The following is a 25,032-nucleotide window of genomic DNA, read 5'->3' on the forward strand; positions in this document are numbered from 1 at the left end:
AACCGGACGACTCGGGCATAGGCGAGCGGAAGCGACGCCGTCCCTGGCCAGGCCCGACAAAAGAAAGCGCAAGTCGATTCATGAGCCTGTTCGCAAAGCTGTCCTCCTACGACGATCGATCGGCGCGGCTCGCCGGCATCGGGTTGATGCTGCTGTCGATCTTCATGTTCTCGTTCGGCGACGCGATGGGCAAATTCATCGTCGCCACCTATTCGGTCGGGCAATTGCTGTGGCTGCGCGCCTGCGCGGCGCTGCTCGTGCTGTTGCCGATCGTATGGCAGCGGCGCGCGGATTTTCTGCATCTGGAACGGCCGTGGCTGCAATTGCTGCGGGTCACGCTGTCGACGGTGGAGGTTGCGGCGTTCTTCCTGGCGACCGTCTATCTGCCGCTCGCCGACGTCATCACCTACTATCTGGCCGGACCGATCTTCGTCACCGCGATGTCGGGCCTCGTGCTCGGCGAGCATATCGGCTGGCGGCGCTGGACCGCGATCCTGGTCGGTTTCTGCGGGGTGTTGATCGCGCTCCGGCCGTCGGCCCAGACGATCAGCTGGCCGGCGATGATCGCGCTTGGCGGCAGCCTGTCGTTTGCGGTGCTGATGCTGATCACGCGCTCGCTGCGCGCGACCCCCGATATCGTGCTGGCGACGTCGCAATTCGGCGGCACCTTCATCCTGGGCCTCGTGCTCTCGCCGTTCGGCTGGGTGACGCCGTCAGCCGGCAGCCTCGCGCTGTTCTTCACCGCCGGCATCATCTCGGTCGCGGCGCTGCTTTGCGTCAATCGTTCGCTGAAACTCGCGCCGGCGAGCGTGGTGGTGCCCTACCAGTATTCGATGATCGTCTGGGCGGTGATCTTCGGCTTCGTAGTGTTCGGCGACGTGCCGTCCTGGGCCACCATCGTCGGTGCCGCTGTTATCATCGCGGCCGGCCTCTACATCTTCGTGCGCGAACAGCAGCTTGGACGCACGGACTCCGCGGTGAATCCGCCGGCCTGATTCTCACCCTCCCCTGGAGGGGGAGGGTTGGATCACATTGAGCGTAGCGAAATGTGAGACGGGGTGGGGTGATCTCTCAACACGGGCAGCCCCCGAGTGGAGAGACCGTCACCCCACCCCGCCGCTCATTGCATTCGCGTCGACCCTCCCCTCCAGGGGAGGGTGAAGATCAGAAGACTCAGCTCTCCCGCCGGGTCGAGTTGTTCCAGCGCTTCAGCGATGTCCAGACGCCGCGCGACAGGCGGAAGCAGTCGACCGGGCTCGACGAGCCCAGCGCCTCGAAGCGGTGCAGCTCGACGCCGCCCCACTGGAAGCCGCACTTCTCGAGGATATTGCGCGACGACGGATTGACGACGCGGGCGCCCGAGATCAGCTGGTCGAGATCGAACTCCTCGAAGAAGTAATCGATCACCGCGCGTGCGGCCTCGGTGCCGAAACCCTGGCCCCAATAGTCGACGCCGAGCCAGTAGCCGAGTTCGGCCGACGTCTCCTCGCGCCAGTCGATGCCGACCATGCCGATCGGCGTGTGATTGTTCTCGATCAGGAAAACGGTTTCGCGTCCGCCGGCGCCGAGCGCACGCACGAAGTCGATGGCATCATCCTGGGTATAGGGATGCGGCAGGCGGCGGGTGTTCTCCGCGATGCGGCGGTCATTGGCGAGGCGTGCGATTGCTTTTACGTCCGCGAGCGTCGGCTTGCGCAATGTCAGCCGTTCGGTCTCGAGGACGCAAGCTCTTGCCTCGCGCAAGGTCGGCGTCGGGATGTCCTGCAACATGTCGAGCTCCTGTGATGCGAAAAAATCGGTACGCAACGCTTGGAACGTCACGCGCGGTCGAAGTGGAACGCGCGCAACAAAAAGGGGAGGCCGGTTATCCCGCCTCCCCTTGGAGCCCTTTGCGACTCCGCCGGTTCAACAGGACCCGGCGGACTCGTATGTGTCCACCGTCTATTCGGCCGCTTCCGCCATCGGGATAACCGATACGAATGTGCGGCCGTTGGCCTTGGCACGGAACTCGACATGACCCTCAATCTTGGCGAAGAGAGTGTGGTCGGTGCCCATGCCGACATTAAGGCCGGGATGCCAGGTGGTGCCGCGCTGACGCGCGATGATGTTTCCGGGGATCACGCGCTCGCCACCGAACGCCTTGATGCCAAGGCGCTTGCCCTTGGAATCACGTCCGTTACGCGATGAACCGCCTGCTTTTTTGTGAGCCATGGCTCGTCTCCGACTTCGCTTTGATCTCTAGATCAATTCCTTGACGGAATCATTTCACGTTTTGTCACGCTTCACATCTGAAAGCGCGACGATCACTTCTTCTTAAGCCTTGGCCGCGGCCTTCTTGGCCGGAGCCTTCTTGGCGACCGGCGCCTTTGCGGGCGCCTTCTTCTTGGCCGCCTTCGGCGCGGCGTCCTCGCCATCGGCGGGCGCTGCGACCTTTTCCTTCTTCGGCCGCGGGCCGACGGTCGGCTTGGCGTTATCGGCGAGGATCTCGGTGATGCGAAGCACCGTGAGCTCATCCCGATAGCCGCGCTTGCGGCGTGAATTCTTGCGGCGACGCTTCTTGAACGCAATCACCTTGTCACCGCGCTTGTGCTGCAGCACTTCGGCTGCAACGGACGCGCCTGCCACGGTGGGCGTTCCCAGCACCGGCGTGTCACCGCCGAGCACCAGAACTTCGCCAAGCTGCACGATCGTGCCGACATCGCCGGCGATCTTGCCTATCTCGAGTACATCATTCGGAACGACACGGTACTGCCGGCCGCCGGTTTTGATGACTGCGAACATCGTTTGATTCCTTCGTGTTCGATCCCGGCCTCGGACGGTTCGCCCGGGTCGGCTTTTTGTTCAGTCGCTATGGGTTGCGTGTCTCGTGCGAAGGGAATGAATTCCCAAATGGTCCGCACAAAAACAATCGGCGCGAGAAATCCCCGCGCCGGATGGGGGACTTATAGCCGCAAACGACCGAGAGTCAAGGTAAAGCAGGGCAAAAACCGGCCAAAAATGAAGGGTTTGGCATGGTTTTGGCCCGGATTGGCGACTCAAGCCTGCGCCCGGGTCGCGGTCCGCTCTGGCGACGGATGGTCTGGCACGGGCTGGCCCAGGGTGTCCGCCGCACCCATGGAGCCGGTTTCGCCGGCAATTCCGTCCATCGAATGGGGCCGGCGCGCAAGCAACCAATCGGGTTCCCCGCCGTTAACGACCCAACCTCAAGCGGGCAGGCACGGGCAAATGGCCGAAGACACTGGATTGACCACGGGCATCGCGCACCACGGTGCCGCGCGGCTGCCGTCTGTCGACATTGACAGCTTCAACATCGAGCTGAAGGACGACGAGGGCTTTCTCGGCGATCGCGCCTCCAAGGGCGCGTTCCGCAAGATCCTCGACCGCTGGCGCAAGCCGCTGCGCAAATCCGACGAAGACCCGTTCGGCGACGAGCCGTCGGACAAGATCAGCAAGAAGAAGCTCGATGAACTGCTGGTCGGCGACGACACCGAGGCCTCCGCGGTCGTGCACAGCGCGATTGAGGAGTTTGCCCAGGAGCTTGCCTATGTCACGCGGCGCTTCCTCAACACCAAGGCCTGGGCCAGGACCGAGCGCATCGTGGTCGGCGGCGGCTTCCGCGACTCCAGGCTCGGCGAACTCGCCATCGCGCGCACCGAGATCATCCTGAAGTCGGAGGATTTCAAGGTCGACATGGTGCCGATCCGCTTTCACCCCGACGATGCCGGCCTGATCGGCACGCTGCATCTCGCGCCATCGTGGATTTTCGAGGCCCATGACGGCGTCCTCGCCGTCGACATCGGCGGCACCAATATCCGCTGCGGCGTTGTCGAGACGCGCTGGAAGAAGGCGCCCGATCTCTCCAAGGCGGCGGTCTGGAAATCGGAGCTATGGCGCCACGCCGATGACGAGCCGACGCGCGAGGGTGCGGTGAAGCGGCTGGTGAAGATGCTGAAGGAGTTGATTGCCGCCGCCGAGAAGGAGAATCTCAAGCTCGCGCCGTTCATCGGCATCGCCTGTCCCGGCGTCATCAATGAGGACGGATCGATCGAAAAGGGGGCGCAGAACCTGCCCGGCAATTGGGAGAGCAGCAAATTCAACTTGCCGGCGAGTCTGGTCGAGGCGATCCCGCAGATCGGCGATCATGACACCGCGATCGTGATGCACAACGACGGCGTGGTGCAGGGGCTGGCCGAGGTCCCGTTCATGCAGGACGTCGCGCGCTGGGGCGTGCTGACGATCGGAACCGGGCTTGGCAATGCCCGCTACACCAATCGCAAGCGGGAGAACGGCAAGGACGAGAAGAAGGCCGAGAAGAAAGACAAGGACGACGAGAGCGAAAAGAGCGAGAAAAAGTCCAAAAAAGCCAAGAAGGCCGACGCTTGAGCCGCGCGGGCTGCAGCGATCGCGCGCGCTCCATCCGGGCTACGGTCTGCCTTCTCCTTCCCCCTGAAAGGGGGAAGGTCGGGATGGGGGTTAGCCACAGGCGATGCTGTTTGCGGAGAGAGGAGATCCCCACCCGCTTTGCTCTGGCGAGCAAAGCGACTTCCCCTTTTCAAGGGGAGGTTGGAGCGTGCGGTGCCCGGATGAAGCCAACGGGTCGCGCGAACGCGCGCCCGATGACAGGCTCCGTGCAATCCGGGACAAATTCATCCGTGATTACAGCGGCCCCGGACTACGCGCGGTAAGGTTGATCGGTTAGGTTAAGATCGGGTTCGCGTTGCCGTTTCGGCGTTGGTCGCTACCGTGGCCCGTGTCGCTCCCGCCGACCGGCGAAGCCGCACTTCCCGGCCAGCAATATTAAGAAGCGGCACGGGACCGCCAGTTTTTGTCGCGTCCTGGCGGTCCCACCACTTTCTACCTCCAATTGATCCGCTCGAAGAAGCCGGCGATCTCGGCGGCCGCGCGGTCGGGGTCCTCGCGATGCGGGAAATGCCCGACATCGGGAAACATCTTCATATCCAGATTGGAGAAGGTCTCCCCGAGCCGGTCGGTCCAGGCATAGGGAAACAGCGGATCGTGCTCGGCCCAGCGGATGCAGGTCGGCACAGTGATCGGCGGCAGCATGGGGGCTTCGCCCTGCATCATCTTCACGCGCGCCGCATGTGACGCGCGATAATGCGCAAAGCCGCCGGCGAGATTGCCGGGCTTGAAGAAATTGTCGGCGAAGTCGTCGATCACGTCGTCGAACGCGGCCTTGCGGTGCGACCAGTGGTGCAGGAAATGGCCGATATAGGTGCGGCAGCTGTCTCTGCTGGCGCCGACCAGCGCGGGCGCCACCTCCATCTGGTGGAACGACTGGTACCAGATGTGGTTCAGCCGGTCGGGCGCGGCCATCCGCGGCCCGATGCCGGGATAGACGAAATCGAAGAAAAATAGTCCGGCGATGCGCTCGGGCGCCTTGCGGGCGAGGGGCTGCATCACGGCACCGCCGACGTCGTGGCCGACCACGCCGGCCTTGTCGACGCCGAGCGCGTCCAGCAGCGCCAGCATGTCGTCGGTATGCTGATCGGGGCCATACGCGCCGGGCGGCTTGTCGCTGTCGCCGAAGCCGCGCAGGTCGGGGGCGATCAGGGCGTAGCGGCCGGCGAGCCGCGCCATGACAGGCTTCCAGGTCAGCCAGAACTCCGGCCAGCCGTGCAGCAGCAGCAGCGGCTTGCCCGTCCCGATCCGCGCGACGTGGAACGCCGCACCATTGGCTCGAATCGTCACATGCTCCATGGCCCGCTCCTGCTCCGGCTGGTTCGCGCGTGCGCCGACGAACCCGAGGTGTCCTGCTAGCGCCTTGTTTCCGCGCACTTTCTCATGTTGGCCCGGTGTTTCGGCGGTACGAGGCAGCGGTGACGGAAATATTATTGCAGCGCCTTGTCTGTCCCGCCATCCTCGCCTAGAACACGCCCCGACCGCGGGTGGCGCAAATCACCCGGACCACTGGAGAGGTGGCAGAGTGGTTGAATGCACCGCACTCGAAATGCGGCATAGGTGCAAGCCTATCGGGGGTTCGAATCCCTCCCTCTCCGCCATTTGATCGCGACTTGCGAAAACCCAATAGAGCCGGGCGTTTCTCGGTCCACCGGATTTCGGACGGTGGAGAACCTCGGTGCAGACCCGGTGGGTCGCGCGACCGGTGAATCCTTCAAAAACACGCCCGGCTTTTGCGGGCTGCTTCCTTGGATTCAGCTTCCGCGATCCGCTTCGGCATGCTGGGGCGCGGACCAATCAAGGCGCAGCCCTAGCCCGACTGACGCAAGTTGAACGAAGGCAAGGGAGTTGGTGGCAAAGCTTTCGCCGCGCGTCGCCACCCGACGATACTGTTTGATCCTGTTGAAGGAGCGCTCAACCCGATTGCGAGCGCGGCAACACGATTCGGACTGAAGCAGATCGGGTCGCTGCGATTGCCTTTCGGCGGGCTCCTACGGCTTAAGCTGGAAAATCTCAGTCAGGAAATCCCGAACGATTAGGTGAGCCTGATTGCTCGCAGCTTCGTTGTAGGCGAGCATCGGATCCTTTTCGACGCAGGCATCGGCGTAGCTGAAGGGCTTCTGCGTCTCGTGGTTGACGATCTGATGATCGTCCGCTTCTACGAGCTGGCAATGCCGCGTCGTCGCGGCTCCCTTCAAGGTCAGCGGGGTGCGGAGAGACGGGGCGTCGAAGACGTGATAGGCGTCGGGAAACTCGATCAGCTTGACGTCCTTGTGCGCGCTCGTCAGCCGCTCCACGTAGGCGCGGCAGGGTGCCACGGGGTTGTAATTGTCCGGGGTGCCGTGGAGGATGCGGATGGGCTTGTCGCTGACGTCGCTGTCATCCCGGTACGTCGTCGTGCAATCGGGATAGAAGGCGACGTGCGCCGCGAAACGCAGCTTGTTGGCCGGACCGAGCGTCGCATACAATCGGTTCATCGCCGAGTACAATGCCGATTGTCCACCTCTGGAGAAGCCCATCACGGCTATACGATGCGGGTCGATTCGCGGATGCTTGGCCAGCAGGTCGAGGGCCCGATAGGCATCGGCAACCATGTTCAGACGACCAAGCCGCGCCTGGTCGAGGATGGTCGAAATAATTCCTCGTCCTGAAAAGCTGTCGATGGCAAATGTCGCGATACCGAGTTGGTTGAGGGCTCTCGACCACTCGTCGATCGAGCCGCCCACGCCGCCCATACCTCCCGCGCCATGGAGCAGGATAACGGCGGGCAACCTGTCAGCGCCGGCCTTCGGGATGTGCAGCTCGCCCGCGATCGTCACCGGTTGGCCGTTGCTGCGCCCCGCCAGGAAATCGGAATCAGCGAGCGTGACCGACGCAATGGGGTAGACCTCCACGCGTGTCACCTGGGCCGTGGCCGACCCAACGATTGCCACAAGAAAAGCAAACGCTATCGCAGACTGCTTGATCACATCCCTCTCCTGTGTTCGATCTGCCTTGATTTTGAGATGAACCCTTAAGGAGCCAGAGCTGCGGCGCTATCGCGCTCGGCCTGACGTTGCCGAACCATTGCCAGTTCTCGGCGACAGGCAGCGAACCCGGCTGTTCCGGACTGTGTACCGAATTGCTCGCAGAAGCCGCGATCCTCCTCCGCGATGGTCTGCGCAAGGCGCTCCCTCGCCGCTGCATGCATTGCGGGGCCGGAAATGCAAAGGATGTGCAAACCGAGAGCGAGGAATGACGCGGCGAACAGCGGGTATCCGAGCATGGCACGCGACGCTTTGCGCGGTCGGGGGTGAGAATTCGCTCGCATTCACTGCTCACATAGCCGCTTGTATTCGATGCGGATGGCGTGAAAAGGCTTGTTGCCGGTGTTCTCGATCGCGTGCTCGGCTTGAGCCGGCAGCCGGACCATCAGCGGGAGCTCGACCGATTGCTGCCCTTGCACGACCGATTGGAATACTTTGCCATCCTTGTCGTAGTTGACGTAGGGTGGGCGCGAGTCCACCACCATCACGCTGGGCCAGCGATGATGATGCGAGGCTTCGCGCTCGCCCGGAAGAACAGTCACCTCCAGCACGCGCAGGTCTGCCGTTTCGTAGATCACCCTGTGATTCCCTGGTGCAGCGGTCACCGCTTCGCGGTCTTCTGCCCACGACGCTGCGCCGGCCGGGCCTGCGCACATTGCAGTGGTCTGGGCAAAGCTGGCCGACGTCACCATCGTGCCAGCCAATGCGGCGATCGCAGCAAACGCAGGCTTCTGCATCACGCTTCCCCGACAAGCAAATTCCGGATGCAGCGTAGGCACGGAGGCCGCGTCGCGTCGAGCAGCTTGGCTGAATTTCAGTCGTGAGTTAATATCACGAATAGGGGCGCCGGCTGGCACATGGGGGATTTCGTCTTGAATCGCGGTCATCGCCTTGAGATGCTGATCAGCGCGGCCGACAGCGGCAGCTTCGCTGCGGCGGCGCGGATCATGGACTTGACGCCCTCGGCGGTCAGCCGCGGCATTGCCGAACTGGAGCGCGAGCTCAAGGTCCCCTTGTTTAACCGGACGACGCGCCAGCTCAAGCTCACCCAGGAAGGGGCCGACGTCTATCGCAGGGCTGTCGACATCGTCGCCCGAATTGCCGAGCTGACCGATGGCTTCACGAACAGGCGCGGGCGAGTCAGCGGTATCGTGCGAGTAGGCGTGCAGGCGCCGCTCAGCCGCTATGTCCTGATGCCGAGGCTGGCAAGTCTGAATGATCGGCACCCCGAGTTGCTCGTTGAAACGCGTCTGACGCAGGACCCTCGCGACATGCAGTCTGAGAACCTCGACGTTCTGCTGTACGTCGGCGAACCTCCTCCGTCTCGGCTCGTCGCGCAACGGCTAGGTCAGGGCAAGCCGGCAGGGTATGCCTCGCCGGACTATGTGCGTCGCTTCGGTGCACCGGAGCACCCTGCCGATCTCGTCAATCATCGCTGCCTGCTGTTTCGTCCAGCCTGGTCGACCGGTCCCTTCGACCATTGGAAATTCGAGCGCAAGGGGAAGCTCGAGACGATACCGGTGCGTCCTTCGTTCGTCACGCCGGATCGCGAAGGCCTGATCGTAGCGGCCTGTGCTGGCGCGGGCGTCATCTACATGGCCTGCTTCGATCCGACCATCCTGACGTCGGGCCGGCTCACACGACTGCTGCCGGAATGGTCTTGCCCGCCGAGCTTCGGCATCCACCTGATGTACCGTCGCGGCAGCACCGGCATTCCGCGCGTGGCGGCATTCTTGCGCTTTGTGCGCGAGGCCTTCGCCGACTTCGATCCTGACGAACTCACGGTGCTCCATGCCGACGCGGTAGCGAAATCCAGCTCTCCGCCGCGGGTGGCTCTGACGAAAGCGTGAATCTCCCTCGCCATCCCGTTTCCACGATCTGTTTGCTGGAGACTGGTTCGCCGTATCAGGAACGGCCTCCGCTTCACGCCGCGTATGGCCGCAAGCGAGGCAGCGCGTCGAAACGTGACATGCCCTGCGAACTTTCGTCCGGAGGATGTTGCTCCAATTGACCGCCACTCAGGCCGGAGCGGTGGCCGCCGGCTCCTTTGCATGGGGTTGTTTTCGATATTTTGGTGGGAGCCGCGGCTACCGGGCGCGATCGACCCTTGCCGAAGGATGATCTCGACAATCCCATCCATCGTCACCGGGTAGAGGCAACGGGGTCGAACCTCGAGCGGTCGCGCCGGTAACCTTAATTTTCCCTTTCGATTGTCGATAAAGTTTTATCGATTATCCTCGTGGCCATTGAGCGGTGTGACGAACCGCACGATGAGCGGCAACAGCCGAGTGGCTGGACGACCTCTCTGAAATCGAAGGGTGGGCAGAGCGCAGTGCCAGCCACCTTTCGGGCTGTCCGGCGGCGGCCGGCGGGGCAAATCAATTTTGAAGTGCTTTTGATTGCCAGGTTGCGGCGCATATCGCTCCGCATGAAGCCTTTCAATTGGGATGTTCCTAGATGACGCTCGCGCATTTCCTGATCGCGGCCGGTGGCGGCTTTTTGTTGCTCGCTGGCTTCGTCGCATTTGCCCTTTGGAGAAACGCGCTCCATTCGACGGCGCGGATTTAGCAACAGGCGAGATTGAGATCCGGCGGCCTCGCTCATGGGGACGAGCGAGCGTGGCTGTCGGGATGGCCGCACCGCCGCGCGGCCTGACAGCCGAGCACCGCGCCTTACGACCTACCCCAAGGCGACGCGTGCTCGGCTGTTCACTTCCCGACCAATCTTCGTCGTTCGAAACATCGATTGCGCAAAAGCAATTGCTCCGCGCTCCGCGTCACCTCCACGACGCGAGATCCAGTCTGCGCGTGATCGCGATGGCCTCGAGGAAGGCCTCGTCGTGGCTGACGACCAGCAGCGCGCCGTCATAGGCGCGCAAGCCGGCCTCGACCGCTTCCAAGGATTCGATATCGAGGTGATTGGTCGGCTCGTCGAGGATCAGGAAAGGCGGAGGCCTCACGCCGCTCAGCACACAGGCAAGACCAGCGCGCAGCAGCTGGCCGCCGGAGAGGCTCGCGACGGGCTGCAGCGCGGCATCGGCGCGGAACATGAATCGCGCCAGCGCGGCGCGGCAGGCGTTCTCGTCGGCATCCGGATTGATGCGCCGGAAATTCTCCAGGATGGAGGCCGACGCATCGAGCAGGCTGACCGCCTGATCGAACATCGCAAAGCGGGGCATCACCTCGACGGTGCCGCGCGCCGCGGTCAATTCGCCGCTGACGAGCTTGAGCAGCGTCGTCTTGCCGGCGCCATTGGGGCCAATGATCGCGACACGCTCCGGACCCGACATGGAGAAGGTGAGATCGCGCAGGATCGGCGCGTCCGTGCCGTAGCCGACGTCGGCCGCGTCGATCCGCAGCACCATCCTGCTCGCCGGCAGATGCGTCGAGGGCAGCTGCACCGAGAACGGTTGCAGCACCTCGATGCGTTGCCGCGCCGCGCTGGCAAGTTCGAGCGCTTGCGTCCGCCGTCGTTCGGCGAGACGGGCGTTCTCGCCGCCGGTGTCCTCGCTGCGGTCCTTGCGCAGCCCGGCGGCGATGCGCGGCAGATCACCCTTGGCGCGCTTCCTTGCACCTGCGCCGTCCTTGCGCGCCTTCCGTTCGCTGGCTTCTCTGGCGTTACGGTCGATCTCGGCGACGTGCTTCTCGGCATCGGCCAGATCGTGCCGTGCCGCCGACAGTTCGACGGCCTTGCGCGCGCGGTACTGGCGCCAATTGCCGCCGTACCGCCTGGCTTCCAGCGAGGTCAATTCGACGATCGCATCCATCGTCTCCAGCAATTCGCGGTCGTGGCTGACGATGATGGCGCCATGCCGCCAGTCGGCGAGCAGGTCGATCACCGCCTTGCGCCCCACGCGGTCGAGATTGTTGGTGGGTTCGTCCAGCAGCAGAAAGTCGGGCTGCGCGAAGGTCAGCGCGGCGAGCCGCGCCCGGGTGGCCTGGCCGCCGGACAGCGCTGCCAGCGGCGCGTCGAGTGCATCGCTCAATCCGACGCGCGCGAGCGCGGCCGCAATACGGGTGTCGAGCGTCCAATCGATATCCGCAAGCTCTTCAGTGCTCGCAACGCCCTGTTCGGCGCGGCGTAACGCGGCCAGCGAACCGCGCGCGCCGAACAGGTCGATGACGCGTTCATCCGGCTTCAGCTGAACCGTCTGATGCAGCATCCCGACGCGTCCCTGAACCGAGACCGTGCCGGATTGCGGCGTGCGCCGACTTGCGATCAGGCCGAGCAGCGTCGTCTTGCCGACGCCGTTCCTGCCGACAAGGCCGGTGCGTTCGGGTCCGAAGTTCAGATCGATGTTGGAAAGGAGAACCCGGCCGTCAGGCGCAGACAGGGTCAGATGAGAGAGCGTGATCGATGCAGGCATGGATATCCCCGAGGGCAAGGCTGATGGGCGTTGCTGTCAGGGTGAAATCCATGGTCGTCGGCATCCTCAGGGATTGATGATTGGCGTGATGTAGTCGTCTATTGAGCCCGGATCAAGGCGCGAAGCGTATCGTCACGCCGCTTCGGCGAAGGTCCAGCGGTCGGGATCGGGCGTGTGGCCGATCAAAGCGAGGCCGTAGGCGATGGATTCGAATTGATCCGCCGAAGTCAGCCGCGCCGCGCCAAAACGTTCGGCGAACAGGCGCTGCACGGCCGGCACGAACGAGGTGCCGCCGGTCAGGAACACCTTCTCGACGTCGCGCGCGGTGATGCCCGACTTTGCCAGCGCCTCGTCCACCGTTGTACCCAGCCGTTCGATGTCGTCGGCGATCCAGGATTCGAAATCGTCGCGCGTGACGGTCGCGCCGATATCGATGCCTTCGCGGGTGAAGCGGAACTCGACGCGGTCGCGGCTCGACAGCGCGACCTTGGTGTCGGACACGGCGCGATACAGCGCGAAGCCGAGATCGTGGTCGACGATGGTGATGAAATCGTGCAGCGGCGCCGGATCGAGCGCGGTGCGCGCGAGCTGCTGCAACTCGCGCAAATCGCCATTGCCCCGCATCATCGCGAGCTGGTGCCAGCGGGCAAGGCTCGAATAATAGTGATTGGGAATCGGCAGCACCTTGTCGAACGAGCGGTAGCTGGTGCCCTTGCCGAGCCGCGGCGAGACGATGTGGTCGACGATGCGGTAATCGAAGGTGTCGCCGGCGATGCCGATGCCGGCGTGGCCCAGCGGTTCGGCGCGCAGCACGCCGCCCTTGCGCGAGAACCGCATCACGGAGAAGTCGCTGGTGCCGCCGCCGAAATCGGCGACCAGCACTGTGGCATCGTGGTCCAGTGTGCGCGCGAAGGAGAACGCCGCGCCGACCGGCTCGTAGACATAGCGCGCATGGCCGGCGCCGAGCCGCTCGAACGCAGCCCGGTAGCGCTGCATCGCGAGCTCGTCATTGGGATTGCCGCCGGCAAATTTCACCGGACGACCGACCATGATGGTCGGCGCGCCCAAGTCGAATCCTTCGCCGGCATGGCGCGTCAGCGTGCGCAGGAACGCCGCGAGCAGGTCCTCGAACTTGTAGCGTTGCCGGAAGATCTGGGTGGTGTTGAAGGCCGCGCTTGCCGCAAAGGTCTTGAACGACTGGATGAAGCGATGGATCGTGCGTCCCTCGAGGAACTGCTCGATCGCCCAGGGGCCGCCCTCGGCGCGCGGATGCAGGCCGGCGCCGGGCCGTTCCTCCCAGAAGCACAGCGCGGACACATAGACGCTATGCGTGCGGCCGCCATGGTCGAAACGGATCGCCTCGACGCGGCCGGCGCCGTCGGACAGCGCGACCACGGTGTTGCTGGTGCCAAAATCGACGCCAATCGAGACGGCGGGCGAAGCGCTCGACATGTCATGCTCGGATTGTCTGTGAAAGGGGGCGGACCTTTAGCGGCTTTGGCCGCGTTTGCCAACCCGTCTGGGCGCTAGTCAGTTGGGCCAGTTCCACCTTCCCTTGGAAAGGGGCGGTCGCTTTGCTCGCCAGAGCAAAGCGGGTGGGAATCCGCGCCCTCCGCAGAGAGCATCGCCTGCGGCCGCCCCCAACCCGACCTTCCCCTTTCAGGGGGAAGGAGAAGGAAGATGACGGCCTCGATGACGCGGCTCAATCCTTCAATGCATAGGCGATGACGTAGTCGCCGCGTTTGGTGCCGAACGAGCCGTGGCCGCCGGCCGCGGTGACGACGTATTGCTTGCCGCCAGCCTCGTAGCTCATCGGCGTCGATTGGGCGCCGGCCGGCAGGCGATCCTCCCAGAGCACCTTGCCGTTGCGCACATCGTAGGCGCGGATCGTGTACTCATAGGTCCCGGTGTAGAACGCAACGCCGCCGGCCGTGGTGATCGGCCCGCCCAGCATCGGCACACCCATCTTGAATGGAAGCGGCAGCGGCGTGGTGTCGCGGATTGTGCCGTTGGGATGCTGCCAGACGATCTTCATCGTCTTCAGATCGATCGCGGCCATCGAGCCCCATGGCGGCCGGTAGCACGGCACGGAGAGCGGCGAGAGGAAGCTCGAGATACCGACGCCGAACGGCGTGCCATACATCGGCTGCACCCCGACCTCGCTGCCGACCGGTTTCTCGGCTGTCGGCGCCGGAGGATTGAGCGGGCCGCGCGGAATGAGCCTGGAGGCGAACGGCAACGACATCGGATTGGCGATGGCGATCTGCCTGACAGGATCGACCGCGATGCCGCCCCATTCGAACATGCCGAGATTGCCCGGGAAGACCAGCGTGCCCTGCAACGACGGCGGCGTGAAGGTGCCTTCGTAGCGCAAGCGGTGGAACATGATCCGGCACAGCAGCTGATCGAAGATCGTGCCGCCCCACATGTCGGCGCCGGTCAGCTTCGCCTCCGGGCGGAAGGTCAGTTCGGAAAACGGCTGCGTCGGTGCGGAGCGGTCGCCGGGCGCGGGCCCTTGCGGCACTGCGCGTTCCGGCGCCGGCACGATCAGCTCGCCGGTCCTGCGGTCGAGCACAAAGATATTGCCCACCTTGGTCGGCTGGATCAGCGCGGGAACAACACCCTTGGCCGTCGTCACATCGACGAGGCTCGGTTGCGAGGGAACGTCCATGTCCCAGAGATCGTGATGCACGGTCTGGTACGACCAGGCGCGCTTGCCGGTGTCGACGTCAAGCGCGACGATCGCGCTGGAATAGCGCTCGACCAGCGCATCGCGATTGCCGCCCCAGATGTCAGGTCCGTTGTTCCCGGTCGGGATGTAGACCAGATTCAATTTCGGATCGAACGAGGCCGTGATCCAGGAATTCGGTGACCCGTTGGTGTAATGCCGCGTCGGCGACGGCAGTGCGTTCTCGTCCGCCGCGCCGGAATCCCAGGCCCAGACCAGCTTGCCGGTATAGACATCGAAGCCGCGGATCACGCCCGACGGCACGTCGACCGAATAATTGTCGATCACCGCGGCGGCCACGACCAGGATCTTGTCGCTGACGACCGGCGGCGACGTCGGTTCGAAGAAGCCGGCGGTCTTGATCCCCATGCCTTGCTGCAGGTCCAGGATGCCGTGATCGGCGAAACCATCGCAGAGCTTGCCGCTGTCGGCATCGAGCGCGATCATGCGGCCGTCATTGACCGGCAGGAAGATCCGCCGCGGGCATTCGGCCGGCGCCGGATTGCCGCTGCTGTCGACGGCGCCCTGCGCGGTTTCATGGTAGGAGACCCCGCGGCAGGTCATGTGCTGGAACGTCTTGTTGTGCACAAGCTTGGGGTCGTAGCGCCAGCGCTCCGTGCCGGTCTTGGCGTCGAGCGCGAACAGCACCTGGTGCTGCGAGCAGAGATAGAGCGTATCGCGCACCTTGATCGGGGTGACCTCGAAGGTCGTCTCCCCGGAATCGTCTGGTGTCTTCACGTCGCCGGTGCGGAAGGTCCAGGCGACCTTGAGGTTGCCGACATTGTCAGGCGTGATCTGCTTCAGCGGCGAATAGCGCTGTCCGAATTGTGTGCGTCCATAGGCGCGCCAGTCGCCGTCCGGCTGCGGGTCGGCTTCGCTTTGCGGCACGTAAGGGCCGGACTCGGCAATCGTGCCGTTGATGTCGTGATAGCTGGACAGCAGCCCGGCGATGAGCACCGCCGCGCCAGCGACGACGCCGATCCAGAGTGGCGCCGTCGCGCGCATGTAAGACACCGGCCCGCTTCGTGTCAGGGCGCGAACGATCACCGGCGTGAGCAGCCAGAGTGCCATGGGGAAGATGATGTCGCCACGCGCCGCGAGCGGCCACCAGTCGAACCGCACCTCATAGATGGCCCACGCCAGCGTGCCGAGCAGCACGATCGCGAACAGCCATAGCGCCTGATGGCGCCGCGCCAGCAGCAGCGCAGCCGTGGCGAGAATGCCGACGCCGAGGACAATGTAGAAGGGCGATCCACCCAGTGCGGCGAGCCAAATGCCGCCGCCGGCGAGGGCCAGGCCGATCAGGGCGTAGACGATAGCCGTGATGAAGACTGCCCTGGATCGCTGCATGGTCGCTCCGGTGCGGGGCGGGATCGGGCTTGTCCCGTACAAGCGCGACAGACCGCGTACGCCGTCGCGGACTGTCGTTCAGCCAACCGCAACTTGCAACCTGGAACTGCGATGTTGATGCACCACAAGCGCGTAAGGTTGCTATGCTAAACCCGCCGAAGCAAATTATTCAAAATGCGTGCACCTTCAACAGGGGGCAGTGGAGCTGCGGGGCTGACGCAAAGGTGAGAGGTCTTCAGCGGATTTTGAATCGGCGCGCTCTTCCAGTCCTGTGCAGGTGCTGCTCTATACCGTTCCGCGGATGGTTGGCACGCAGGAGAAGCAACAATGACACTGAACCCCACTGCCGAGAATTATCGTGTCGCGGTCGCCGCCTATGAGGCGGGCCGACCGAGCTACCCTGCGGAGATTGTCGCCGCGCTGCCGCTTGCGGCCGCGCGCTGCGTCGTCGACCTCGGTGCCGGAACCGGCAAGTTCACCCGCCTGCTGCTGCAACATTTGCCCGCGACTGCGCGCCTGGTCGCGGTCGAGCCCGTCGCCGAGATGTCGGCCAGGCTGTCCAGGGAAGCCGGGGTGGAGGTCATCAACACGCGCGCCGATGCGATCAATCTCGAAACCGGCAGCGTCGACCTCGTCACCTGCGCCCAGGCGTTTCACTGGTTCGACAACGAGGCGTCGGTCGCCGAGATCGCGCGACTGCTGCATCGCGGCGGGACGCTTGCGCTGGTTTGGAACAACCGGGACGATCGCACGCCGTGGGTCGAGGCGTTGTCCGTCATGATCGAGGGCTATGCGGGCGACACGCCCCGGCAGCGGACCGGACGCTGGCGCTGGATCCTGAAGGACTTGCGCTTCGTGCTTGAGAGGGAAATCGTGCAGGACCATCCGCACCGGATGAAGCGACAGGACGTCTTCGAGCGCATCGCATCGACGAGCTATGTCGCCAATTTGCCTGATGCGGAGAAGGCGATCCTGCGCGACAAGACCGGCAGCATCCTGCGTGAGGCCGGTCTCGGCGACGCCGACGAAGTGGTGTTCCCCTATGTCACGCAGCTCTTCCTGCTGAAGCGGGCATAGACCGCGCTATTGCGCGGCGCGTCCTTGTTCAACCGCCTGCTTCAGGCGCGGCAGCGTCATGCGCCAGTAGAAGGCAACATGTTTGGCGCCTGAGTCGGGCCCGATTTCCCAGCCGCTTCCGCGGCGGATCGGCGAAGGCGGCACCTGCTGGGTGACGGTCAGCACCGTTTCGCCGCCGTCGGGCACGAGCATCATCGTGATCGTCGCATAGGATTGCGGAACATCCGGCAGGCCGGAGACCTGCGACCAATAGGAGTATTCGAGCCGCATCGGCGGGTCGATCTGGAGGAAGCGGCCCTTGTCGCGATAGCGCTTTGCGCCGATCTCCGCCTCGATGTCGATCGGCGCGCCGATCCTCCAATCGGTCCTGAAATGCGCGTTGCGCCATCTCTCGCCCGCTTTGGGGTCCATGATCGCGTCCCACACATGCGCTGGCTCTGCGGCGATGCGGATCGACTCGGTGACGGACTGGAAGGCCGAGGGCTCGTGGGTCATCGAATGCTCACTTGTCGCCCACGACTTTCCATCTTCCATCAGCGCCGCGCCGCAGCGACGGATCGCCGATGCGGATGTGCTGTGCGAGAAAGTCGATGAAGGCGCGCACCCGCGCCGGCAGCGGGCCGGCGTGGCCGACATAGACTGCATGGATGTCCTCGCGGTCGCCGGGATTGAGATTTTGCAGCACCGGCACCAGACGCCCGGCCTCGATGTCGGGGCCGATGTGAAACAGCGCCAGCCTTCCGAGCCCGATACCGCCAAGCGTGAGCTGACGCGCGGCTTCGCCGTCGCTGACGCGGGCGACCGGCGGCGGCAGCGCTTCCTCGATCTTCTCGGCGCGGCGAAACGGCCAACCGCGGATGCTGCGCGGAAAGGTCCAGCCGATGCCGCGATGAGCGGCGAGGTCGGCCGGCGTCTTCGGCGTACCAAAGCGGGCGAGGTAGGACGGCGCGGCGGCCACCACCATGCGGCTGGTGCCGAGCTTGCGTGCGATCAGCCGCGAGGCGCCGAGCGGACCGACCCGGATCGCGATGTCCGCGCGTGCCTGCATCAGATCGACCAGCGTGTCGGTCAGCACGATGTCGAGCGTGATGTCGGGATGCTCGCGCATGAAGCGCGGCAGCAGCGGCATCACATGCAGCATGCCGAACGGGATGTTGCTGTTCACGGTGAGATGGCCGCGCGGCACGCATGAGGCGGCCTCGCGTTCGGCTTCGTCGATATCGGCGAGGATGCGCTGGGCGCGCTGGTAGAAGGCCTGGCCTTCCTCGGTGAGCTGCAGCTTGCGCGTGGTGCGGTTGACCAGCCGCGTGCCGAGCCGGGTCTCGAGCCGGGAGACCAGCCTGCTGACGCCGGACGGCGTCTGGCGCAGGCTGTTCGCGGCGGCGGTGAAGCCGCCGAGATCGACGACGCGGACGAATACGTCCATCTCGCCGGAGCGGTTGGTGTCTGTGCGGGCCATCTTGAATTCAAGTCACAAATGATTGGATTGCGGCCATTCTAATCCTTCCCCGCCCGGACCGCTATCTCGCTTTGCGGAATCCTTCTGTCCGGAGCGACACATGCCTGCTGCAGTCCTTGCCTTGACCGCCGGTGCCTTTGGCATCGGCACCACCGAATTCCTCATCATGGGACTGCTGCTGCAAGTCGCCGCCGACATGCAGGTATCCGTATCCGCGGCAGGCCTGCTGATCTCCGGCTATGCGCTCGGCGTGTTCGTCGGCGCGCCGATCCTGACGCTGGCAACACGGCGGATGCCGCGCAAGGCGGTATTGCTGGCGCTGATGGCGATCTTCACGCTCGGCAATGCGGCGTGTGCGCTGGCGCCGAGCTACGGGCTTTTGATGGCGGCGCGCATTCTCACCTCGCTGGCGCACGGCACCTTCTTCGGCGTTGGCTCCGTGGTGGCGACAAGCCTCGTCCCAGAAGACAAGCGCGCGTCGGCAATCGCCACGATGTTCATCGGGCTCACGGTCGCGACCCTGCTCGGCGTTCCCTTCGGCGCCTGGTTCGGCCTGATGCTCGGCTGGCGCGCGGCGTTCTGGGCGGTGGCCGCGATCGGCGTGATTGCGTTCATCGTGCTGGCGGTGCTGGTCCCCGGCCATGTCGGCGCCAACGACAAGCCTGCGCCGCTGCGCGAGGAGCTCGCCGTGCTCGGGCGCCCGCAGGTGCTGCTGGGACTCGCCATGACGGTGTTCGGCTTCGGCGGGCTGTTCGCGGTCTTCACCTATGTGCAGCCGATCCTGACGCGGCTCACCGGGTTCTCCGACGCCGCGGTGTCGCCGATCCTGCTGGTGTTCGGTGCCGGCCTTGCGATCGGCAACGTCGCGGGCGGACGGCTCGCCGACAAGGGACTTGCGCGGGCGCTGCTGGTATCGCTCGGCGGCCTCGCCGCCGTGCTCGTCGCGCTGACGGCGGTCGTCTCGATCAAGGCATTGGCGGTCGTGCTGCTGTTCATTCTCGGCATCGCCGCGTTCGCAACCGTCGCGCCGCTGCAGCTCCGCGTGCTCGAAGCCGCCGGCGTCGAAGGGCGGACGCTGGCCTCCAGCCTGAACATCGCGGCGTTCAATTTGGGCAACGCGCTCGGCGCCTGGGCCGGCGGCGTCACCATCGATCGCGGCCTTGGCCTCGGCGCGCTGCCGCTGGTGGCCGCCGTCATCACGGCAATCGGCCTAGTGCTTGCGCTGTGGAGCCTGCGCCTCGATCGGCCGATCGCGCTCGCCGCGCAGTGCCCGGCGGAATGAACCGGATCAAGGGAGCATGATCATGGAATACCGCAATCTCGGTGCATCCGGCCTGAAAGTCCCGGTGCTCAGCTTCGGCACCGGCACGTTCGGTGGCCAGGGGCCGTTGTTTTCGGCCTGGGGCCGCAGCGACGCCAGCGAGGCGCGACGGTTGATCGACATCTGCCTCGAGGCTGGCGTCAATTTGTTCGACACCGCCGATGTCTATTCGAACGGCGCGTCGGAGGAGATCCTCGGCGCCGCGATCAAGGGCCGCCGCGACAAGGTGTTGATCTCGACCAAGACCGGCCTGCCGATGGGCGATGGTCCGCTCGATGCCGGCACGTCGCGGTATCGCCTCGTCGCCGCGGTCGACGCCGCGCTGCGCCGGCTCAACACCGACTATATCGACCTGCTGCAGCTTCATGCCTTCGATGCCTTCACGCCGGTCGACGAAGTGCTGTCGACGCTCGACGCGTTGGTGCGCGCCGGCAAGCTGCGCTATGTCGGCGCCTCGAATTTCTCCGGCTGGCATCTGATGAAAGCGCTCGGTGTTGCCGAGCGGCAAGGCTGGCCGCGCTACGTGGCGCACCAGGTCTATTATTCGCTGGTCGGCCGCGACTATGAATCCGAGCTGATGCCGCTCGCGCTCGACCAGGGCGTCGGCGCGCTGGTCTGGAGTCCGCTCGGCTGGGGCCGCCTCACCGGCAAGATCAGGCGCGGCCAGCCATTACCGACCAACAGCCGCCTGCACGAGACCGCGCAGTTCGGGCCGCCAGTCGACGACGAGAAGCTTTACGCGATCGTCGACGCACTGGACGCGGTCGCCACAGAGGCCGGCCGCAGCGTGCCGCAGATCGCGATTGCCTGGTTGCTGACGCGGCCGAGCGTGTCGTCCGTGATCATCGGTGCGCGTGACGAGGCGCAGCTGCGCGACAATCTCGGCGCGGTCGGGTGGTCGCTCTCGCCGGACCAGATCGCGCGTCTCGATCGCGCGAGCGCGGTGATGCCGGCCTATCCGTACTATCCCTACCGAATCCAGGAAGGCTTTGCGCGCCTCAATCCGACGCCGGTGTGAGTCCGTCGCAGACCCTGTCTCACGCCTGGACGGTGTGCTCGCAGACCTGCCGGCGGTATTCCGCCGGCGTGACGTTCATGTGCTGCCGGAACACGCGATTGAGGTGGCTTTGATCGGCAAAGCCGGCGAGCAGCGCGATCTCCTTCAGCGCGACGCGGTCCTTGCGCAGATGCTGGCACGCATGCTCCACCTTGCGCCGCAGGACATAGGCATGCGGCCGCATGCCGTAGTGCACGCGGAATTTGCGGGCGAACTGGACCGGCGTGCAACTGCAGATATTCGCGAGTTCCTCCAGCGTGATGTTCCGGAAGATGTTCTGCTCGATATAGTCCTCGATCAGCCGGGCATGCGCCGGACGAAAGCGTCCTTGCGCGCAGGGCATCTTGAACTCAATCGCCGCATATTTCCGCAGGATGTGCACGCTCGCCTGCAGCGCCAGCGCATCATAGCAGAGCCGTCCACCGGGACCGCCCGCGGCGACTTCCTGGACCATTTGATCGTTGATCCAGGTCAGCATCGGGTCTTCGACCTTGAGCAGGTCGTGAATCTCGATCGTTTCGGCGTCGCGGTCGAAGGCATCGCTCGCGGTCTTCGTCATGAGGGCAGGCGAGATGTAGAAATGGCTGACCTCAATGTCGTTGTTCCAATGCCAGCTTGACGGCTCCGCGCGCGTCATGAGCGACGTGACGCCGCGACCGACGTGATCCTGCTTCCATGCGCCGGTGACGCGGCGGTTCATCGACGTCACGCCGTCGCGATAGAGCACCAGGAGGAAGTTTGCGGACGGCGGGACCCAGATGTCTGACGGCGCATAGCGGAAAATTCGCAGCCGGAAATCGCTTCTCCCGACTGACAAACTATCCAGCTTCATCTCGCCGGGAGCGTAGCGCGGCAGCTCTTCGACCGTGATCAACTGGCCCATCGCGCGAGCCTCCTCCCTGGGATTGGTGGCGCGGTTGACCGCTTGTTCTTGGCCGGACGGCTGAGCGCAGAATAGGCCGCTTTCGCCATTTGCCAAGGAGACCATTGGCCGGTCGGGCAATTGAGCGGCAGCGTTCCAGAGATTGTCGGTTTCATTCAAGCCGCGCGGCCGAACGGCCCGTAGCCTGCTCTGCGTTTCGGCGATAGCGCGAGCGGCCGAGACCCAAATTGACGCAACGCACCATCATCCGGCGACACCGCGGGTGGGAAGGTGCGCGCGAGAAGCCAGACACAGGAGGAAATCATGACCGAGACCGTCACAAGGTCGAATGGAAGCAATGGTGCGCATGCAACGACCAAGCTCGACGCCGTGGTCGTCGGCGCCGGCGTCGCCGGTCTCTATCAATTGTTCCGCCTGCGTGAGCAGGGACTGAGTGTGAAGGCGATCGACGCCGGGTCGAGCGTCGGCGGCACATGGTACTGGAACCGCTATCCCGGGGCGCGCTTCGATTCCGAAGGCCACACCTATCAGTACCTGTTCTCCGAGGAGCTCTACAAAGGCTGGAGCTGGAGCGAGCGATTCCCGGGGCAGCCGGAAATCGAGCGCTGGCTGAACTACGTCGCCGACCGCCTCGACCTCAGGAAGGACATCCAGTTCGGCACCACGGTGAAGAGCGCGCATTTCGATGAGGCGACGCAACGCTGGCTGGTCGCGACCGACCAGGGCGACGTGATCGATACCCAGTTCCTCGTCACCTGCTGCGGCATGCTCTCGGCCCCGCATGTGTCCTTCCCCGGACAGGAGGCGTTCAAGGGCAAGCTGTTCCACACCGCGCGCTGGCCCAAGGGACCGATCGAGCTCGCCGGCAAACGCGTCGGCGTGGTCGGCAACGGCGCGACAGGGATCCAGGTGATCCAGTCAATCGCCGGTGAGGTCGGCCACCTCAAGGTGTTCATCCGCACCCCGCAATACATCATCCCGATGAAGAACCCGAAATGGGATGCAGCGGACGCCGAAGCCTACAAGTCGAAGTTCAAGTTCCTCACCGAACGGCTGCCGAAGACGTTCACCGGATTCGAGTTCGACTTCGAGCACGCCTGGGCCGACCTGACGCCACAGCAGCGCCGCCAGGTGATCGAGGACTGCTGGAACGACGGATCCCTGAAGCTGTGGGTCTCGTCCTTTGCCGAACTGTTCTTCGACGAAGCCGTCAACGCCGAGATCACCGAATTCGTGCGCGAGAAGATGCGCGAGCGGATCAAAGACCCCAAGCTGTGCGAACTGCTGATTCCCGCCGATTACGGTTTTGGCACGCACCGGGTGCCGCTGGAGAGCAATTTCCTCGAGGCCTTCCACCGGCCCAATGTCGAGATCGTCGGCGTCAAGAACAATCCGATCGCCCGCATCACGCCTGAGGGCATCCAGACCGCCGACGGCACGGTGCACGAGTTCGACGTCATCATCCTGGCGACCGGCTTCGACGCCGGAACGGGAGCGTTGACGCGCATCGACATCCGCGGCCGCGACGGGCGATCGCTGAAGGACGATTGGGGCAGGGACATCCGCACCACGATGGGCTTGCAGGTCCATGGCTATCCGAACCTGTTCACGACAGCGGTGCCGCTCGCGCCCTCGGCCGCACTCTGCAACATGACCACCTGCCTCCAGCAGCAGGTGGAGTGGATCGCCGATTGCATCAGATATTTGCGCGGCAAGAACCTGAACGTCATCGAGCCGACCAGGGATACCGAAGATCAGTGGGTGGCGCATCACGACGAGACCGCCAACGCAACGCTGATCGCCAAGACCAACTCCTGGTACCTGGGCTCCAACGTCGAGGGCAAGCCGCGCCGGGTGCTGTCCTATTGCGGCGGTGTCGGCACCTATCGCCAGAAATGCGACGAGGTCGCCGCGAGCGGCTATAGCGGTTTTGCCACGCAGTAGGGCTGATTTCGTAGCCCGGATGGAGCGAAGCGCAATCCGGGACATATGTCGCAACGGTGACACTGGTCCCGGATTTCGCTTCGCTTCATCCGGGCTACGCCGTGTCACGCAAGCGAAGATCGGGCGGGAAGCAGCTGGTGGAATGCAGGCGTCCCGCCCGAGGCAGATCACATCACAAGGCAAATATGGGAGGACGACAATGAGCACGAATTTCAGTGCAGCAGCAGATGCGATTCTCGATGGCGTCGTGACTTCAAGCCCGCGCGTTCCCGGCGTCGTTGCGATGGTGACCGACCGCCATCGCAACATCTATGAAGGTGCTGCCGGCAAGCGCCGCCTCGACCAGCCCGCCGATATGACGGCCGATAGCGTGTTCGCGATCTTCTCGACCACCAAGGCGATCACCGGCACGGCCGTCCTTCAGCTCGTGGAGGAAGGCAAGCTCGATCTCGACGCACCGGCCAAAACCTACGCGCCCGACATCGGCAAGCTCCAGGTGATCGAGGGCTTTGACGACAAGGGCGAGCCGCGGCTGCGTGCACCGAAGCGCGAGATCACCACCCGCATGCTGATGGTCCACTCCGCGGGTCTGAGCTACGACTTCATCAATCACACCTATAACCGGTTGGCGCAGGAGAAGGGGCAGCCCAGCGTCATCACGGCGTCCAAGGCTTCGCTGATGACGCCGCTGCTGTTCGATCCGGGCGAGCGCTGGGAGTACGGCACCAACATGGATTGGTGCGGCCAGATCGTCGAGGCCATCACCGGCCGCCGGCTCGGCGAGGTCTTCAGGACGCGGATCTTCGAGCCGCTCGGGATCATGGACACGACGTTCGAGCTCACCGACGCGATGCGCCGCAAGCTCGCCGGCATTCACGCCCGCAACGCCGACGGCTCGCTCACGCCGATGGATTTCGAGCTACCGGCCAATCCCGAGATCCACATGGGTGGCCACGGGCTTTACGGGACCATCGGCGACTACATGCGCTTCATCCGGATGTGGCTGAACGACGGCGCCGGCGAGCACGGGCGCGTCCTCAAGGCGGAGACCGTGCGGATGGCTGAGAAGAACCATCTCGGCAACAACAAGGTCACCGCGATCACCGGCGTGATCACATCGCTCGCCAACGACGCCGAGTTCTTCCCCGGTCAGTCGAAGTCCTGGGCGTTGAGCTTCATGATCAACGAGGAGCAGGCTCCGACCGGTCGCCCCGCCGGCGCGCTCGGCTGGGCCGGTCTCGCCAATTTGTTCTACTGGATCGATCGGCAGAACGGCTTTGGCGGATACTGGGCGACGCAGATCCTGCCGTTTGGCGATCCGACGTCCTTTATCGGCTACATCAATTTCGAGACCGCGTTCTACGAATCCCTGAGGCTGCGCAAGGCGGGTTAAAGCATGATC

Annotated in this window: 21 protein-coding genes, 1 tRNA gene and 1 pseudogene; 9 read left to right on the top strand and 14 right to left on the bottom strand. The window is 64.4% G+C overall.

All coding sequences use genetic code 11. The features are described 5' to 3' along the window. Window positions 1–80 precede the first annotated feature (80 nt). A complete protein-coding gene (locus tag ACVWY5_RS40310; RefSeq protein WP_028336335.1) occupies window positions 81–995 on the top strand; it encodes a DMT family transporter in 915 nt (304 codons plus the stop codon). Between the two features lie 178 nt (window positions 996–1,173). Here the strand turns inward: ACVWY5_RS40310 and ACVWY5_RS40315 are convergent, their stop codons facing one another. From ACVWY5_RS40315 to rplU, 3 genes are all read right to left on the bottom strand, one after another. After that, entirely contained in the window at window positions 1,174–1,770 is a 597-nt protein-coding gene (locus tag ACVWY5_RS40315; RefSeq protein ID WP_028336336.1) for a GNAT family N-acetyltransferase, read from the bottom strand. 171 nt (window positions 1,771–1,941) lie between these two features. After that, complete coding sequence (gene rpmA / locus ACVWY5_RS40320; RefSeq protein WP_028336337.1) at window positions 1,942–2,211, bottom strand: 50S ribosomal protein L27; 270 nt, start codon at window positions 2,209–2,211, stop codon at window positions 1,942–1,944. A 102-nt stretch (window positions 2,212–2,313) separates the two neighbouring features. Continuing rightward, entirely contained in the window at window positions 2,314–2,781 is a 468-nt protein-coding gene (gene rplU / locus ACVWY5_RS40325; RefSeq protein WP_028336338.1) for a 50S ribosomal protein L21, read from the bottom strand. A 444-nt stretch (window positions 2,782–3,225) separates the two neighbouring features. On the opposite strand from rplU, the gene ACVWY5_RS40330 reads away from it, so the two are divergent. Next, on the top strand, window positions 3,226–4,383 hold the full coding sequence (locus tag ACVWY5_RS40330; protein ID WP_028336339.1) for an ROK family protein: 1,158 nt from the start codon (window positions 3,226–3,228) through the stop codon (window positions 4,381–4,383). Between the two features lie 471 nt (window positions 4,384–4,854). Here the strand turns inward: ACVWY5_RS40330 and ACVWY5_RS40335 are convergent, their stop codons facing one another. Further along, window positions 4,855–5,718 (bottom strand): alpha/beta fold hydrolase, encoded by an 864-nt coding sequence (locus ACVWY5_RS40335; protein ID WP_028336340.1) that lies wholly within the window; start codon window positions 5,716–5,718, stop codon window positions 4,855–4,857. 212 nt (window positions 5,719–5,930) lie between these two features. On the opposite strand from ACVWY5_RS40335, the gene ACVWY5_RS40340 reads away from it, so the two are divergent. Then, a tRNA-Ser gene (locus ACVWY5_RS40340) sits at window positions 5,931–6,020 on the top strand. A 153-nt stretch (window positions 6,021–6,173) separates the two neighbouring features. Here the strand turns inward: ACVWY5_RS40340 and ACVWY5_RS40345 are convergent. The 3 genes and pseudogenes from ACVWY5_RS40345 to ACVWY5_RS40355 all read right to left on the bottom strand — a co-directional run. Further along, a pseudogene (locus ACVWY5_RS40345) lies at window positions 6,174–6,406 on the bottom strand (hypothetical protein); the annotation flags it as partial. A gap of 4 nt (window positions 6,407–6,410) precedes the next feature. Continuing rightward, a complete protein-coding gene (locus ACVWY5_RS40350) occupies window positions 6,411–7,388 on the bottom strand; it encodes a dienelactone hydrolase family protein (RefSeq protein ID WP_063616634.1) in 978 nt (325 codons plus the stop codon). 341 nt (window positions 7,389–7,729) lie between these two features. Further along, complete coding sequence (locus ACVWY5_RS40355; RefSeq protein ID WP_283089079.1) at window positions 7,730–8,332, bottom strand: cupin domain-containing protein; 603 nt, start codon at window positions 8,330–8,332, stop codon at window positions 7,730–7,732. Here ACVWY5_RS40355 and ACVWY5_RS40360 point away from each other — a divergent pair. Then, window positions 8,318–9,295 carry a LysR family transcriptional regulator gene (locus ACVWY5_RS40360; protein WP_321176999.1) on the top strand — a complete coding sequence of 326 codons (978 nt, stop codon included), beginning with the start codon at window positions 8,318–8,320 and terminating at the stop codon, window positions 9,293–9,295. The two genes, ACVWY5_RS40355 and ACVWY5_RS40360, sit on opposite strands and share 15 nt — an antisense overlap. Window positions 9,296–9,638: 343 nt before the next feature. Here the strand turns inward: ACVWY5_RS40360 and ACVWY5_RS40365 are convergent, their stop codons facing one another. The 4 genes from ACVWY5_RS40365 to ACVWY5_RS40380 form a co-directional block, all read right to left on the bottom strand. Continuing rightward, complete coding sequence (locus ACVWY5_RS40365; protein ID WP_321176998.1) at window positions 9,639–10,049, bottom strand: hypothetical protein; 411 nt, start codon at window positions 10,047–10,049, stop codon at window positions 9,639–9,641. 172 nt (window positions 10,050–10,221) lie between these two features. Next, entirely contained in the window at window positions 10,222–11,811 is a 1,590-nt protein-coding gene (locus tag ACVWY5_RS40370) for an ABC-F family ATP-binding cassette domain-containing protein (RefSeq protein WP_028336343.1), read from the bottom strand. Window positions 11,812–11,943: 132 nt separating this feature from the next. After that, on the bottom strand, window positions 11,944–13,263 hold the full coding sequence (locus ACVWY5_RS40375; RefSeq protein WP_028336344.1) for an Hsp70 family protein: 1,320 nt from the start codon (window positions 13,261–13,263) through the stop codon (window positions 11,944–11,946). A gap of 250 nt (window positions 13,264–13,513) precedes the next feature. Continuing rightward, entirely contained in the window at window positions 13,514–15,889 is a 2,376-nt protein-coding gene (locus ACVWY5_RS40380; protein WP_028336345.1) for a glucose/quinate/shikimate family membrane-bound PQQ-dependent dehydrogenase, read from the bottom strand. A gap of 327 nt (window positions 15,890–16,216) precedes the next feature. Here ACVWY5_RS40380 and ACVWY5_RS40385 point away from each other — a divergent pair, with 327 nt between their 5' ends. Beyond that, entirely contained in the window at window positions 16,217–16,966 is a 750-nt protein-coding gene (locus tag ACVWY5_RS40385) for a class I SAM-dependent methyltransferase (protein ID WP_028336346.1), read from the top strand. Window positions 16,967–16,972: 6 nt separating this feature from the next. Here ACVWY5_RS40385 and ACVWY5_RS40390 read toward each other — a convergent pair whose 3' ends face one another. After that, window positions 16,973–17,461, bottom strand: coding sequence for an SRPBCC family protein (locus ACVWY5_RS40390; protein WP_028336347.1), 489 nt, complete (start codon window positions 17,459–17,461; stop codon window positions 16,973–16,975). A 7-nt stretch (window positions 17,462–17,468) separates the two neighbouring features. Then, entirely contained in the window at window positions 17,469–18,425 is a 957-nt protein-coding gene (locus ACVWY5_RS40395) for a LysR family transcriptional regulator (RefSeq protein ID WP_028336348.1), read from the bottom strand. Between the two features lie 100 nt (window positions 18,426–18,525). Between ACVWY5_RS40395 and ACVWY5_RS40400 the strand changes: the two genes are divergently transcribed. After that, window positions 18,526–19,707, top strand: a complete 1,182-nt coding sequence (locus ACVWY5_RS40400) for an MFS transporter (protein WP_028336349.1) — start codon at window positions 18,526–18,528, stop codon at window positions 19,705–19,707. A gap of 22 nt (window positions 19,708–19,729) precedes the next feature. Next, the gene (locus ACVWY5_RS40405) at window positions 19,730–20,764 is read left to right on the top strand and encodes an aldo/keto reductase (RefSeq protein ID WP_028336350.1); all 1,035 of its coding nucleotides are present in this window, start codon (window positions 19,730–19,732) and stop codon (window positions 20,762–20,764) included. Between the two features lie 19 nt (window positions 20,765–20,783). Here the strand turns inward: ACVWY5_RS40405 and ACVWY5_RS40410 are convergent, their stop codons facing one another. Continuing rightward, a complete protein-coding gene (locus tag ACVWY5_RS40410) occupies window positions 20,784–21,686 on the bottom strand; it encodes a helix-turn-helix transcriptional regulator (RefSeq protein WP_028336351.1) in 903 nt (300 codons plus the stop codon). 303 nt (window positions 21,687–21,989) lie between these two features. On the opposite strand from ACVWY5_RS40410, the gene ACVWY5_RS40415 reads away from it, so the two are divergent. Then, complete coding sequence (locus ACVWY5_RS40415) at window positions 21,990–23,630, top strand: flavin-containing monooxygenase (RefSeq protein WP_028336352.1); 1,641 nt, start codon at window positions 21,990–21,992, stop codon at window positions 23,628–23,630. Window positions 23,631–23,829: 199 nt separating this feature from the next. Then, window positions 23,830–25,023 carry a methyl acetate hydrolase AcmB gene (locus tag ACVWY5_RS40420; protein WP_028336353.1) on the top strand — a complete coding sequence of 398 codons (1,194 nt, stop codon included), beginning with the start codon at window positions 23,830–23,832 and terminating at the stop codon, window positions 25,021–25,023. Window positions 25,024–25,032 lie beyond the last annotated feature (9 nt).

This window comes from Bradyrhizobium sp. USDA 3256 (genome assembly GCF_054058275.1).

Excerpts from the sequence above, each read along its gene's own strand:
- ACVWY5_RS40375 (WP_028336344.1), bottom strand. The coding sequence starts at position 13,263 with ATGTCGAGCGCTTCGCCCGCCGTCTCGATTGGCGTCGATTTTGGCACC.
- ACVWY5_RS40355 (WP_283089079.1), bottom strand. The coding sequence starts at position 8,332 with ATGACCGCGATTCAAGACGAAATCCCCCATGTGCCAGCCGGCGCCCCT.
- rpmA (WP_028336337.1), bottom strand. The coding sequence starts at position 2,211 with ATGGCTCACAAAAAAGCAGGCGGTTCATCGCGTAACGGACGTGATTCC.
- rplU (WP_028336338.1), bottom strand. The coding sequence starts at position 2,781 with ATGTTCGCAGTCATCAAAACCGGCGGCCGGCAGTACCGTGTCGTTCCG.
- ACVWY5_RS40400 (WP_028336349.1), top strand. The coding sequence starts at position 18,526 with ATGCCTGCTGCAGTCCTTGCCTTGACCGCCGGTGCCTTTGGCATCGGC.
- ACVWY5_RS40315 (WP_028336336.1), bottom strand. The coding sequence starts at position 1,770 with ATGTTGCAGGACATCCCGACGCCGACCTTGCGCGAGGCAAGAGCTTGC.
- ACVWY5_RS40370 (WP_028336343.1), bottom strand. The coding sequence starts at position 11,811 with ATGCCTGCATCGATCACGCTCTCTCATCTGACCCTGTCTGCGCCTGAC.
- ACVWY5_RS40405 (WP_028336350.1), top strand. The coding sequence starts at position 19,730 with ATGGAATACCGCAATCTCGGTGCATCCGGCCTGAAAGTCCCGGTGCTC.
- ACVWY5_RS40390 (WP_028336347.1), bottom strand. The coding sequence starts at position 17,461 with ATGACCCACGAGCCCTCGGCCTTCCAGTCCGTCACCGAGTCGATCCGC.
- ACVWY5_RS40395 (WP_028336348.1), bottom strand. The coding sequence starts at position 18,425 with ATGGCCCGCACAGACACCAACCGCTCCGGCGAGATGGACGTATTCGTC.
- ACVWY5_RS40385 (WP_028336346.1), top strand. The coding sequence starts at position 16,217 with ATGACACTGAACCCCACTGCCGAGAATTATCGTGTCGCGGTCGCCGCC.
- ACVWY5_RS40420 (WP_028336353.1), top strand. The coding sequence starts at position 23,830 with ATGAGCACGAATTTCAGTGCAGCAGCAGATGCGATTCTCGATGGCGTC.
- ACVWY5_RS40415 (WP_028336352.1), top strand. The coding sequence starts at position 21,990 with ATGACCGAGACCGTCACAAGGTCGAATGGAAGCAATGGTGCGCATGCA.
- ACVWY5_RS40410 (WP_028336351.1), bottom strand. The coding sequence starts at position 21,686 with ATGGGCCAGTTGATCACGGTCGAAGAGCTGCCGCGCTACGCTCCCGGC.
- ACVWY5_RS40335 (WP_028336340.1), bottom strand. The coding sequence starts at position 5,718 with ATGGAGCATGTGACGATTCGAGCCAATGGTGCGGCGTTCCACGTCGCG.
- ACVWY5_RS40365 (WP_321176998.1), bottom strand. The coding sequence starts at position 10,049 with ATGAGCGAGGCCGCCGGATCTCAATCTCGCCTGTTGCTAAATCCGCGC.
- ACVWY5_RS40380 (WP_028336345.1), bottom strand. The coding sequence starts at position 15,889 with ATGCAGCGATCCAGGGCAGTCTTCATCACGGCTATCGTCTACGCCCTG.
- ACVWY5_RS40310 (WP_028336335.1), top strand. The coding sequence starts at position 81 with ATGAGCCTGTTCGCAAAGCTGTCCTCCTACGACGATCGATCGGCGCGG.
- ACVWY5_RS40330 (WP_028336339.1), top strand. The coding sequence starts at position 3,226 with ATGGCCGAAGACACTGGATTGACCACGGGCATCGCGCACCACGGTGCC.